A 13,502-nucleotide genomic window follows, 5' to 3' on the forward strand; every position below is an offset into this window, starting at 1 on the left:
ATGATCTTTAGTTAATTAATTCAAAAAGCCGAAGTCTATTTCTTATCTCTCCGGCCAAGAAAAACTGCTGAATGCTAGTCAAACAAGCCATATTGACCACCATTAGTGGCCGATACTTCCACAATCTTCCCGGTTTCGAGGTAACAGAGAAATCCTCTGACCTGAAAATGACCAAGGCCTGCCACCAACTGCATGTATTCCCTCACCTGCCTTTGGTACTTGTCCAGTTCCTCGCCGGTTTTAAAATCCACTACCTCGGCCACGTTATCTTTGATTACGATTCTATCCGGTCGTTTTTGCCTGCCCCCGGGAAGAATGACCCCTTGTTCGGTCAGCACCCTTCCTTCTCCTTCAAACCATGACCGAAACTGCTCATTTATAAACAGCTTATCCAATTGCTCACTGACAAGGCTCCGCTCTTCTTGGTCCAGTCTCCCTTCAAAATAAAAAGCCTGCAATTGGTCCATGGCTGCTTGATGGCTGTCTGACTTTTCCAATAGTTCATGGATCAAGAGCCCAAAGCTTCTTTTATGCCGTTGGGCCAGTCCCTCTTCACTGAAATCCACGGCATATTTTTTGACTTCCAGCAGTTCCCCCCAGTGCCGGTGGTTCCAGGTCAGCCATTGATCCTCCGCAGGACGAATGGCTGGTGATGCTCTGCTTCCTTCTGGCCAAGCCCCCCATTCAAACACATTTAAATCCTGGTCAAAACATTCCGAAAAGTCGTGGGAATCGGTTTTGAGCTTTCCTTGCTCGACCAGCTCCAGCAAGTTTTTTTCCAGGGAATTAAGCGAAATCTTAGTGGTTTGTTTCACCACCTTCTTGGGACTAAGGGTCCACAATACCTCCTCTGCCCTGGTCAAGGCGACATAAATCATGTTCAGGGTATCCAAATAAGCCATGGTCACCTCTTCCAAATGCACGGGCTGAAAGATAGAATCTGCCAATTCCTTTTTAAGCGTCAAAGGAATCACGGCCTCCACGTCCTCGGCCGTATCCCTAAAAGGTGACCAGATAATATTGTCTTTGGAATAGTCCACGATCCTCCAGGTCAAAAAGGGCATCAGTACCACTTTATATTGCAGGCCCTTGGATTTATGGATGGTCATGATCGGCATGGCATCGTGTCCTTCAGGAATCTTTACCGTACGCTTTTCACTATTTTCTTCCCACCAATTGAGAAAACCGGAAAGATCCGCCCGATTATTGGCTACGTAATCATAAACGGCTTCCTTAAAACCGGATATATAGGCCAGCTCGGTCCTCAGGTCGTTAAAGCCTAAAATGTCCACCAACTCCTCCAGCAACTCCATCAGGGGCAATCGGGCGATCCGCTGCTCTTCCTTTTCAAATGCAGCAATCTTTTCCGCCAACCATGCTGGCTTTTCCAAAGAAGAGAAGACCTCATGGGAGATCGGCTTTCCGTTAAGTGAACTCCAATAAAACCACATGGTCTGAAACGGAACGGGATCTGCTGGATCGGCCAAATAGTTCAGGGCAGCAATAAGGGCCTTTACAGTAGCTGCTTTACTTAAAAACATAGACTCGTCAGAAACCACGTCAAAACTGTATTCCAGCTCGGGATGTTCGTGCTTATAGGCCATCAAAGCATCGGTGATCATGGCTCCCTGGTGCTTTTTTCTAACCAAGAAGGCAATGTCCTTTGGCCGGTAACCCTGGTCCTGAAGGGTCATGACCATTTCTGGAATTTTCGCCAAAACCGCTTCCTCATAGCCAGGTTCCTCCTCCTCGTTGGACGTTTCCAAAAACTCCATCCGCACCAATCCTTTAAAATCGCCTTCATTTTTGGCACTCGGTACCTTCTGGGCCACATCTTGGTATGCCTTGGTCAATATCCCTGGTCGCTGGTGCCCTGTTTCTCGCTCAAAAGTGCTCTCCAATTGCGCGGGAAGCGCACTAAAAAGGGCATTGTTAAAAGCCACCACGTTGGGCAGGGAACGGTAATTGGTGTCCAGCCCCTTTACTTGTATGCTCGAAGGACCGATATCTTCTTCGACTTTCTCCAGCAGCAGCTTCATATCTCCCCCTCTCCAGCGGTAAATGGACTGTTTTACATCTCCTACGACCAGGTTGGTGTGCTCATAGCCAAGGGAGTTTTCCAAGAGGGGTTTAAAACTGTCCCATTGAAATCCAGATGTATCCTGAAATTCATCGATTAAAAAGTGTTTATATTGATTGCCTACCTTTTCGTAGATAAATGGTGCATCGTTCTCTTTGGTAATCTCTTTCAAAAAATCGTTGGCATCGGAAATCATCAGGATATTTTCCTCATCCTTCAGGTCCCGGAGCTCTTCCAGCAGGTTTCTGAAAATACCATAGGCATAAAAATTCATGTCTATGGCCTGATAGGTCAACCACTCCTTCCGTAAGGGCACAAACTCCCGGTAAATATCTCCCAAGCCTGCATGGTAGGCGGAGATAATGGCATCTTTTTGTTTGCTTGTCTTGCTATACCATTTGGATTCATTATCAATGGCAACTTTTCTGCTTTCCGTTAATTCGGGAATTGGATTGGTGTGCTCTCCCAACTTATCAAACAGCATGGCAAAACTCCTTCTTCCATAGGGAAAATCCGTCCATTCCAAGCCAAACTGCTGGCGAATGGAATTGGCCTCCATCTTCATCTCCGAGGCCTTTTTATACAAGGCCTGCTTTTTCGTGTTGAGGTAGTTTCTGAATATATCCAAGTTCTGTTCACTGGAAAGAAATTCCCGAATCAACTGTTGGTACTGCTTGAAGTTTTCGGTGAAGATTTCCATGCCCAAGTCCCGGATATTGCTTCTAATATCCCACGAACGGCCTTCTTGAATCTTGGTCAACGCATAATCCACCAGCCACTTGTGTAAATAGGGATCATCCATCACATGCTGAACGACCCTGTCCACCACCCGCTCCAATACGGCAGCTTGGTCCAATGCCACATCAAACTTTGCCTGAAGGTCGATTTCACGGGCAAAAGCCCGAACCACCTTTTGGAAAAAGCTGTCAATGGTGGAAACAGAGAAATTGGCATAATCATGCAAAATGGCCGAAAGCACGACACTAGCCCTGCTTTTTAGCCCTTCTTCATCCAATTGTAAATGCTGCATCAACTGCTGGTCAAGGAATTCCTGTGGTCGAACTTCATTCTTTAGCCGTCCGAGAACCTCCAAGATCCGACCTTTCATCTCCTGGGTTGCCTTATTGGTAAAAGTAACCGCCAAAATCCCCCTAAACGCCATCGGTTGGGCAAGGGCCAATTTAAGGTATTCCAAGGTCAGCGTATAGGTCTTTCCAGAACCTGCAGAAGATTTATAAATGATAAAAGGCTTTGCTTCCATGGTCATGAATTTAGACAAAACAAGGGGAATTTTAAGGATATAAAAAGTCTTTGACACGAAGTGTCACAAATTATACCCATTCCCACACCTCAGCCCCAGCACTAGGAGCACTTGCCTTCATCCCGGGCAATAATTGGGTCTCGCAATTGTGCGCATTAATAATTCCCTATTAATCGAAGTATGCCTATCTTCGCCGTAAACAATGGATCAAGCGAAAAAATCGGGGGATGCATATTTCGATGGTTTAACATCTTCCTAGCCATCGTTCGTTTTCATGCAGCCACAGATGGATGCTACTATGCATAAAAAGGACCTTAAACCTGTGGTCATCTTATCTGTACGTAAAACAGCTTTAAGGGCGTGGATGAATAAAGGTTAAACTTTGATTTGATCATTCCCGAAAAATATGCCTTGACCCTCACTAACCATTTAAATATTGACGTTCGATGTTCTTCTATCTTGCGCAGTTCCTAACCTTTCTGGCCATGCCGCTTACGCTTGTCATCATTTGCTTGTGTTTGGGATTGGTGTGGAGAAAACAAAAGAAAGGAAAGTTAGTGTCCATCCTGGGACTGGTTCTCCTGCTGTTTTTCTGCAACTCCTTTCTTTCCAACACCGCCATGTATTTGTGGGAACCGGCATTTCGGCCAATTGCCACCTTGCCTACTTATGAAGTTGGCATTGTATTGACAGGGGTAACCAACTTGGACAAGACCGCTTATGACCGCACTTTCTTTAACAAAGGAGCTGATAGGGCCACCCAAGCGGTACAACTCTATAAATTGCAGAAGTTAACAAAAATACTGATCACCGGCGGGCAAGGATTGAACCCCACCAATTCAAATTCGGAGGCCAAATTACTGGCAGACTTTATGGAAATGGCCGGAGTTCCCAGGGAGGACATTATCATTGAGGATAAAGCGATCAACACCCGGCAAAACGCCCTTTTCGCGAAGCAAAAGCTAACGGAACTAAATTTTGAACCAGCTTCAAGGAAATTATTGATCACTTCTGCCTTCCACATGAAAAGGGCCAAAGCTTGTTTTGACAAAGTAGGCCTTGCGACCGAGGTATTTCCGGTGGATTATTATGCTTCTGACATCAAAGCCGATTTCAAAAATCTAATTATTCCCACCCCCGATGGATTGGTGCTTTGGCATAAACTGTTCAAAGAGTGGATAGGACTGACCGTTTATAAGCTAGTAGGGTATACTTAAAATAAGGAAGTAGTAAATTTCTTTTCATTCTGTTTACCACGTCTCCGATTTGAGACGCGGCATGGCCCTGATAATATCACTTAGGCTGATCTGTCCTAAAAGTTTCCCGTCCTTGAGCACAGGAAAACGCCTTATCTTCAATTCCAAAAACCGATGGGCTGCATCAAAAATGGTCACTTCTGGATCCATGGTAACCACATCCTTGGTCATGTGTTCTCGTACGCGACCTGCCATTCGTGGGGTATTGTTGTATTTTCCCCGAATGATCTCCTTCAGGCAATCCACTTCAGAAATGATGCCCACAAGGTTTTGGCCATCATCTAACACCGGTGCCCCTGATATCCGCTTTTGGGTCAACACCTGGACGACATGGTCAATGGTATCGTCTGGGTGGAAAGTAGTGAGGTTGGTGGTCATGTGATTGGACACCAAAATCGGCTGTGAAGCGCGCGTTTGGGGTTCCGCCATGCGAACCCCTTGAAAACTTTTTACCATGATTTTTTCGGGTTTATTTGTATTACAAGCTTTATAAGCTACTTAAAAAAACGGACAAACACAAAAGATTCACAAAATATAACTTTAAAAACCCGTATAAACGTATACCAAAAAATCAATATCCCCAATTATTCACCTCCACCACAATTCACTCTCAAGAGCTGAATCCCCTGACCAAAGGTCAACTCCTCTGGTGCCACAAACCGGAAAACCTCCCCCTTCTTTTCCATCGGGCCATATCCTTCCAAGACCAAATTATCCTTAAAGAGAAATGCCACCTCACGTGTTGAAATACGACCTTCAGAAACAAATCGATACGCTGCTATTAAGGTGTCTCCCGAGCGCTCCCCTTCAAATGTTCCGGAATTCAAATCCTTTTCAAACAATTTATAGGTAAGTCTTCCCTTTACCTTTCCTGCGGTATTCTGGTAGATGTGCAGGCGAACGGTATCCTTTTCGTTCAGGTAAGCAAAACAAAGGCTGTCCGGTTCATTTTGGGGTTCGGACGGCGTACGCTCGTTTCCATGTAATCCGTCCGAACCGGTTTCCTTTTTTTGCCCACAGGCTACAAGCATAAGGCACAAAACTAAGGACGTATAAAATCTCGTGTCTACTCTCATCATTGCTGGAGATTAGTTATCCAGCACCCGCAAAAACCTTTCCACCTCTTCTTTACTGACGGTCAAAACCTTTCCTTGATGATCTGGTAGCGCACTTAGGGCCAGGTCCTCGTTCCAAAATTTGCTGGATGAGTTCCTCCAAGCCTTACAACTGGCATGGATTTCCCTGAGATTCCCCGTCGCTGCAAGGGCTTCGACCAATTCCACTTTCATTCCTCCACCGGGCATGATGATAATCCTGTTTCCAGCTTTATGCAAGAGGCTTTTGATCACCTCGGCCCCATCGGTAACGGTGTTTTTTCCGCCTGAGGTAAGAATTCTCCTAAACCCGCATTCAATGACGGCCTCCAAGGACTTTTCCAAATTTCTACTTGCGTCAAATGCCCTGTGAAAGGTACAGGGCAATCCTCCTGCAGCTTCCACCAATTGCTCGCATGCCCCGATATTCACTTCCCCGTTTGGGGTGAGCACACCAAAGACAAATCCATCTGCGCCACAATCTTTTAACAGACGAATATCCTCTTTCATCACCTGCAGCTCGTCATTGGTGTAGACAAAATCACCACCCCGTGGCCGAATCATCACAAAGACCGGGATATCAACCTTACTTTTGATGTACTTGAGCGCTCCTGCAGAAGGCGTCTCTCCTCCCTCCAGAAAATCAGCACAAAGCTCCAACCTGTCAATGCCATACTGGGAAGCCTTGATGGCTGCCTCCACGGTAAACACAGGTGCTTCCAACAAAACCTTAGTCATCTTTAAAATTTACTTTTTGAGTCTACCAAAGCCTTCCCTTCTTTGTGGTGCATGGCATAGTTAAATCCTGGGTGAACGGCATATGCCCCATGTTCTCCATCCTTATTGACGGCCAAAAATCCAGCTTGAATGCCTTCAATTCCCTTATTTTTACTGATCAATCGTCGGACAGCCTCTTCACAGGCTTCTTGGGGACTTCTCCCCTGACGCATAAGTTCTACGATAAGAAAACTACCACAAATCTTGATTATCGATTCGCCCAACCCCGTTGCGGTCGCAGCGCCTACTTCATTGTCCACGTAAAGTCCTGCCCCTATGATCGGACTGTCTCCAACCCTGCCGTGCATTTTATAGGCCAGGCCACTAGTGGTACAAGATCCTGCCAAATTGCCATTTTGGTCCAAGCCTATCATGCCTATGGTATCGTGGTTTTCGATATTGATGACCGGCTTATATTCCGACTTAAGCTTCCACTTCTCGTAAGCTTTTTCGGCCGCAGGACTCAGTTCTTCCTTCTCTATGGGAAAACCTTCCTGAATGGCAAACTGTCTAGCTCCCTCGCCTGCCAGCATCACGTGCGGAGTATCTTCCATCACCTTTCGGGCAAGGGAAATGGGATGTTTTACCTGCCTCACAAAACATACCGACCCGCAGGAGCCGTCACCTTTCATGATAGAAGCGTCCAAGGTCACGATACCTTCCCTATCCGGAAGCCCTTGGAGCCCTACTGAAAGGTTCTTCAAGTCATTTTCTGTGACCATCACCCCTTGCTCTACAGCATCGACGATGTTTCCGGATTTTTCCAAAACCTCCCAAGCTTTGTCATTAGCAGGCATGCCATGGTTCCAAGTCGAAAGGATCAAGGGCTTGTGGCTCTCCCCATTTTTAAGCCCTGACCACTTGTCTACAGCACCTCGGAAGGCCCCTGGTACGAGTAGGGTCGAGGACAAAAGGGAATTTTTAAGGAATTTTCTTCTATCTGACATGATGTGTTCTTTTTTGCATGATTTACCAGTCCGAAAAATAATCAATTTTGCATAGAAATAATATTTCCACCACTCAAATAAGTGATTTTTTTAACTAACTAATCCGATTTAGAGACAAATTTAGCAAAAGTAAGGACGAAAGCTTGGAAGGCTCTGCTTGCGAAGGACGCCCCTTCTTTGGAGCCTATTTCAGTGGCTAAACTTACGCCTTGCTACGAGTGGTTTCTATTGGGCCGCGGATGAAGGCTGATAAACACGGACAGGATGCTTAAGGCATTGCACATCCGTCTTCATCCCTATGATCCTTGGCTTAAAAAGAGGTGAACGTTTACCTCGGACTTGCCTTTGGCTATGAAGAAGGCTCCCTGCCAAGGTTTGGATTATACTGCTAGTTGATCCTGCCATCAGCATGCCCATCATATCCGCGATAAACATTCCCTAAATGCTCCATGAAATCATCATGGATGCATTCGTCCTGTCCATAGTTGACATGCCCTCCTAAAAACCTTTTCCGATTATAAAACCGTCACTGAGAGGCTGAGATGGAGGATTAGGCGTAGGAACCGTGGCAGCCATAGTATTTGGGGATTGGCGCACCCTTTTCCAACCCACATCCTCCTAAAAAGGGTTCGGCATAACGTTTTTAGTACTAAAATAAGCCCAGCTTAGGTTTTAAGGGGAAAGCAACCCCCAGAAATATCGCTTACCCTCTACTTTCCCCGGTCTACCCCATCCAAAGGATCTCGCTAAGCGGAGTACTGGTTTTGATAAAATGCAGGTAAAAAAACGTCCCCGATGGCTTTCGGGGACGTTCTGTTTGACTTCTAAATTCGTTATTTATGGATTACTTAATGGCCTCTATAAATGCCTGTTTGGTAAAATAGTCCTTAAATTCCAAATCCGTCGCTGCCCTGAGTTTCAGGTATGGACTGCGCTGGACAGCCTTTGCCAGGTTTTCATACAGCCGCTCTTCGTCATTGTTTTGGGCGGCCACTAAAGCCAATCCATAAAATGCATATCCGAACTCCATATTGCTCAAGGCACTTTCTTCAAAGGCAATGGCCGCTTGACCATATTCTTCGGCCAAATAATAGGCCAATCCTTTATTGAACATGTTAGTGGCTGTCTCAGGAGCTTTGTCAAGCCGAAGTGTGGCCAATTTATAATCTCCTCTGATGATGTCCAGCGCCCCTCGTTTGCCTTCATTGAAACGCTGGAAGTCGGGGTTGTTCTCTGCCCGGGCATTCGCTTTGGATATTTCGAGGTAAGCTGCCCCGTAATCACCCCACATCAGGTAGGCTTGCCCCATGTTGTGCATGGCTTGGGGACTTTCCCGAATTTCATTGGACATTCTGAAGAGCCTCATGGCCTCATTAACCTTGTTGTTCTTATCGCTGATCTTGATCATGCGATGGGCCTGGTTTAGGTACACTACCCCTAGATTGTTATAGGCCAAGGCCGAACCGTGCTGCTTAAGCATGGCCTCATAGATCAGCTGTTTGTCCTTGAGGCCAGGATTAAAGGTAGCTGCTCTGGCCAGCTCTGCCTCAGTGAGCTCATCACCTGTCGCAGTGCCGTTGATATACTTATTGGCCATGGCGGAAATCTCGGGATCACTTCTGCGGTCCTGTGCCATCATTACCATGATCTTTGCTAGCTGCATCTGGGCAAACCTCTCCTTGGAAAACCGCTGATAGGAAGGAATTTCCTTTAGCTGCTCCACTTTGTGTTCATAACTTTCATCTGCATAGATTACATCGAAGTATTTATCCCGCTCTTGCATATCTATTCCTTCAAATGTCCTGAGCAAATGCCGGAACAACAGCCAATCGGGCTCCTTCCGCTGTAATTCGATTTCGATATTTTCTACGTTACCGGTGTAACCTAACTTTCTCAGTTGCGTCTTCACTTGTTGTTCGGCCACCTGCGCCCTCGCAGCAGTCAAGCTACCATAATCAGGCTCATCAGGAGACGCCATCCCCTGGATCACGATCTTATTGATTTCGGCTTCCTTTTCGACCAATTGCTCCAATTCATTGGTAAAGGCCTCATTGGATGCGGAGGGATTTGCTTGGGCGGAACTTTTGGGGAAATAATAATCCAATTCGTGGGCAGCCATGTTCATAAAGTCATCATCATAGCTCATGTAAGCCCCTACTTCTGGAATGTTTTCTCCAGGGGCAAACTGCCCCACCCTGGCCAAATTTACCGTGCTGATGATGCCATTTGCCAAGGTCATGTACGGTGTAGTATAGGTTTTTCCCGTTTCCACTTCTTCCAAGAGTCCCTTTATGCGAAGTGTTCCCCTATCCATACCTTCCATGTATGGAAAAGCCATGTTGCGGATAATTTCCACTGCCTGCCCAGGTCCTGCCAGATCACTTTCATCTATGCTGATTTCTTCCAATGGAAGTGCTCCTTCCCCATACTGGTACTCCGGCAGCAGTGTATATTTATTTTCCTCTGTGACCAAGCCAGCTGGAATGGTGGCACGTAATTTGAATCGAACCGAATCGTTATGCAGTACCAGCGGGTCTTTGTCCACCTTAATATCCGGCAATCCAGCCTTGTCAAAAAGTGATTGCGTACTACAAGAGACCCAAAACACTGAAAAGCAAACTATTAAAATCTTGAGTGAGTATTTCATAAACTGATTAGGCTTAGGGCGGTTTATTAGAATATTCATTATATTTATATTACTTTTAGCCAATATTTAAAATCCAAGATGATGGAAAAACTGAAAATATTCTTCGAAGACAGAGCATTTGGAGTTTGTTCCAAACTGGGTGAAAAACTCAACTTCCCAATTGATGGCATTCGCCTGTTCTTCATCTACACTTCTTTTATTACGCTTGGCTCCCCGATCATTATTTACGTGACCATGGCCATGCTGATGAAAGTGAGAAAGTTTTTCAGGAAGAGTAACAACCCCGTGCTTTTCGATTAAAGCTCGGGGTAGGTCCGTTTGCCCTTCACGTAATAAGCAAGCACAACTGATGTTACTTCCTTACTAGCTTTCTGGATAGGCAATTTTGATGCCAAAGCCCCTTCCTTTTTATACCTGTTCCGCATTTTCAAAAAATCACGGTACGCTTTGATCACTTGTCCGGCATGGTCGCCCTTTCCCGATAGCACAAACTGCGCGGCCGCTGCGGCATCCAAGGGCATCCTGAACATCATCACTTTCATGAAACCTTCTGTAGTCAAGTTTCTGTGCAGCATCAGGAGGTTGTTTCGAAAATTCAGATAGGTCTTAAACGGACTCGTCCGGGAAAGTGTCCCGCCCCCAAGATGGTAAACAGATACCGAGCCCAAGTACCCCAACTTCCATCCATTTCGGACCATGCGCCAACACAGGTCTATCTCTTCCATATGGGCAAAGAAATCCGCCTCAAACCCGTTCATTTCATGAAAAACATCGGCCTTCACGGCATAACAGGCTCCAGATACCCAGTCTACCTCCACCTCATCATCATACTGACCATAGTCCTTTTCCAAGGTTTCAAACACCCTTCCCCTACAAAAGGGATAGCCTAACCTGTCAATATGGCCACCTCCTGCTCCTGCATAATCAAAACGGGATCTATCCTGTGCTGACAGGATTTTGGGTTGGACTGCGGCAAAGTGCTGATGTGACTTTAGCCAATTGATTAGCCGAAGGTCCCATTGCGGACTTACCGCTACATCGGAATTCAATAAAATATAATGGCGGTACTGTCCTTTTAGCTGTGAAAGTGCTTCATTATACCCCCTGCTGAACCCATGGTTTTTGGCTAGGCAAATAAGTCTCACCTCTGAAAAGTGCGTTTCCATCAAAAGCCGTGAACCATCGCTACTGTTATTATCAACGACGATCACATCAAAAAAACTATTCTCCAAAACGTTCGGAAGGAAGCGTCGTAGCATCCCTTCCCCATTATAGTTCAATATGACGACAGCGGCCTCCTTCATCTGTTCCCCTTTCCTTGTTTTTGGTCAGATGGCGTCCTGCCACAATTCAAAACTTCCCTCGATGCCGCTTTCGTCATGCCAAGTCTCATCCAAACATGCTCCCCATGTCCATACCAGGAATATTGGGCATCATTCCTTCCGTGGCTTTTTGCATCTCTTCCTTGATGATTTTGTCCATCTTTTCATAGGCCTTGTTGGCCGCTGCCACGATGAGGTCTTTGAGCATGTCCTTGTCGTCCGGTGTCATCAAGCTTTCATCAATGGCGATGTCGACCATTTGACGGTGGCCATTGACAATTACCTTCACCATCCCGGCTCCTGCTTCTGCTTCGGCAGTAAGGTGAACCAGCTCTGCCTGCTTTTCTTTGATCTTGGCCTGAGCTTCCTTCACCTTGTTCATGATATTCATAAAATCAAACATAAATTTCGCGCTTTTTTAATTCCAACTATAATTGATTTCAGGTGACTTCTCGTTGCAAGACGCTCCAAGGATCAACATGGAAAACCAACCAATATAAAATACTAATTCAAAACAACCCCCTCACCAGCATGAATAAACTGCAACCTCCCATGTACAGTGTTTCATGAAGTTGGCGATGAATTTTGTTGTGCTATTTATACGTCAACCCAAGGGTTGGCGTTCAGAATACCCCTCTATTCTCAAAGCCATTTAATCGGTGACCAACATGTTCCCGAAAATCGAATTGGCCAGTGGATCGCCGCCCTCCCTAATCAAGGCATAGCATATTTGCTGACATCCGCTAGCTGGCTTTGATAATTCCTATGGCTTCTTCCAGCGTGTGCATTTCCTGCGTTCCTGTCTTTAAATTCTTCAAGGCCACTTTATGGGCTGCGATTTCATCGTCCCCAATCATCATCACGTAGGGGATTTGCTTTTTATCGGCATAATTGAACTGCTTTTTGACCTTCGCGACATCAGGATAGATTTCCGCTGACAGCCCGGCCTTGCGAAGTCCATTGAGCACTTTCAGTCCATAGTTCCGGCCCTTTTCATCGAAATAACCGATCATCACGGATGTCGCCTGCATTTCTTCTTCTGGAAAGAGCCCTAGCTCCTCCAACACATCATAGATCCTGTCCACGCCAAAAGAAAAACCTACACCGGAAACTCCCTCAAGTCCAAACACACCGGTCAGGTTATCATACCTACCGCCACCACTGACGGAGCCAATGGATACATTGTTCACTTTCACTTCAAATATGGCTCCTGTATAATAGGACAGTCCGCGCGCCAGTACCACATCGAAGACGACATGCGCTTGGTTTTCGCCGAACCCTTCCAACAGGGAAAAGACTTCTTCCAATTCGGCCACACCTTTCAGCCCTTCTTCACTTGTGGCTAAAAAGTCCTTCAGGAACTCCAGTTTATTATTGTTATCCCCTTCCAACTTGATAATAGGAGTCAGTTTTTGGATGGCATCTTGGTGAAAGCCTCGCTGCACCAATTCTTCCTGAACCTTCTCCCAGCCAATTTTGTCCAGCTTATCGATGGCCACGCAAAGTTCGCCCTCTTTTCCGGGCGCCCCGATCACCTCCGAAATCCCGGTGAGGATCTTGCGGTTATTGATCTTAATATCATAGTCGCTCAACCCAAATGCAGCAAACACCTTCCTGATCATTAGCAGGATTTCCGCTTCACAGATCAGGCTGTCTGTACCGACCACATCGGCATCACACTGGTAAAATTCTCTATATCGTCCCTTTTGGGGCCTGTCTGCCCGCCACACCGGCTGGATCTGGTAACGCTTAAACGGAAAAGTAATCTCGTTTCTGTTCATCACGACATAACGCGCAAAAGGTACCGTCAGATCATACCTCAGCCCTTTCTCCGCCACTTTAGGCAATACCTGTACCGCACCTTTTTCCAAATCTTCCGGTCGGACTTTTTTGAGAAAATCACCGCTGTTCAAAATCTTAAAAAGCAATTGATCCCCTTCATCCCCATACTTACCGGTCAGCACCGATAAATTTTCCATGGACGGTGTCTCCAACTGCTGGTAGCCAAAAAGGCGGAAAGTACCTTTGATGGTGTCCAGGATATAGTTTCTGCGGGCCATTTGTGCCGGGCCAAAATCGCGGGTCCCTTTGGGTAATGATGGTTTTTGGATACTCATG

At 46.1% G+C, this 13,502-nt stretch carries 11 protein-coding genes; 2 read left to right on the forward strand and 9 right to left on the reverse strand.

The window, feature by feature from the left end:
• Window positions 1-74: 74 nt before the first annotated feature.
• Entirely contained in the window at window positions 75-3,341 is a 3,267-nt protein-coding gene (locus ECHVI_RS19685) for a UvrD-helicase domain-containing protein (RefSeq protein ID WP_015267793.1), read from the reverse strand.
• Between the two features lie 446 nt (window positions 3,342-3,787).
• Here ECHVI_RS19685 and ECHVI_RS19690 point away from each other — a divergent pair, with 446 nt between their 5' ends.
• Window positions 3,788-4,558: a YdcF family protein gene (locus ECHVI_RS19690; protein ID WP_015267794.1), complete on the forward strand. Its 771-nt coding sequence runs from the start codon at window positions 3,788-3,790 to the stop codon at window positions 4,556-4,558.
• A gap of 33 nt (window positions 4,559-4,591) precedes the next feature.
• Here the strand turns inward: ECHVI_RS19690 and ECHVI_RS19695 are convergent, their stop codons facing one another.
• The 5 genes from ECHVI_RS19695 to ECHVI_RS19720 all read right to left on the reverse strand — a co-directional run bounded on the left by ECHVI_RS19695 (window position 4,592) and on the right by ECHVI_RS19720 (window position 10,062).
• A complete protein-coding gene (locus ECHVI_RS19695) occupies window positions 4,592-5,053 on the reverse strand; it encodes a CBS domain-containing protein (protein WP_015267795.1) in 462 nt (153 codons plus the stop codon).
• A gap of 128 nt (window positions 5,054-5,181) precedes the next feature.
• Window positions 5,182-5,628 (reverse strand): hypothetical protein, encoded by a 447-nt coding sequence (locus ECHVI_RS19700; protein WP_052331455.1) that lies wholly within the window; start codon window positions 5,626-5,628, stop codon window positions 5,182-5,184.
• Window positions 5,629-5,685: 57 nt separating this feature from the next.
• Complete coding sequence (locus ECHVI_RS19705) at window positions 5,686-6,429, reverse strand: copper homeostasis protein CutC (protein ID WP_015267797.1); 744 nt, start codon at window positions 6,427-6,429, stop codon at window positions 5,686-5,688.
• Window positions 6,430-6,431: 2 nt separating this feature from the next.
• Window positions 6,432-7,415, reverse strand: coding sequence for an isoaspartyl peptidase/L-asparaginase family protein (locus ECHVI_RS19710; protein WP_015267798.1), 984 nt, complete (start codon window positions 7,413-7,415; stop codon window positions 6,432-6,434).
• Window positions 7,416-8,259: 844 nt separating this feature from the next.
• Complete coding sequence (locus tag ECHVI_RS19720) at window positions 8,260-10,062, reverse strand: tetratricopeptide repeat protein (RefSeq protein ID WP_245553376.1); 1,803 nt, start codon at window positions 10,060-10,062, stop codon at window positions 8,260-8,262.
• A gap of 81 nt (window positions 10,063-10,143) precedes the next feature.
• On the opposite strand from ECHVI_RS19720, the gene ECHVI_RS19725 reads away from it, so the two are divergent.
• Window positions 10,144-10,362 (forward strand): PspC domain-containing protein, encoded by a 219-nt coding sequence (locus ECHVI_RS19725; RefSeq protein ID WP_015267800.1) that lies wholly within the window; start codon window positions 10,144-10,146, stop codon window positions 10,360-10,362.
• On the opposite strand, the gene ECHVI_RS19730 is transcribed toward ECHVI_RS19725, so the two are convergent.
• The 3 genes from ECHVI_RS19730 to hisS form a co-directional block, all read right to left on the reverse strand.
• On the reverse strand, window positions 10,359-11,366 hold the full coding sequence (locus ECHVI_RS19730) for a glycosyltransferase family 2 protein (RefSeq protein ID WP_015267801.1): 1,008 nt from the start codon (window positions 11,364-11,366) through the stop codon (window positions 10,359-10,361). The genes ECHVI_RS19725 and ECHVI_RS19730 overlap by 4 nt on opposite strands.
• Window positions 11,367-11,451: 85 nt before the next feature.
• Complete coding sequence (locus tag ECHVI_RS19735; protein ID WP_015267802.1) at window positions 11,452-11,787, reverse strand: YbaB/EbfC family nucleoid-associated protein; 336 nt, start codon at window positions 11,785-11,787, stop codon at window positions 11,452-11,454.
• A gap of 340 nt (window positions 11,788-12,127) precedes the next feature.
• Entirely contained in the window at window positions 12,128-13,501 is a 1,374-nt protein-coding gene (gene hisS, locus ECHVI_RS19740) for a histidine--tRNA ligase (protein ID WP_015267803.1), read from the reverse strand.
• Window position 13,502 lies beyond the last annotated feature (1 nt).

It is taken from the genome of Echinicola vietnamensis DSM 17526 (assembly GCF_000325705.1).
In the GTDB taxonomy this organism is placed as follows: Bacteria; Bacteroidota; Bacteroidia; order Cytophagales; family Cyclobacteriaceae; genus Echinicola; species Echinicola vietnamensis.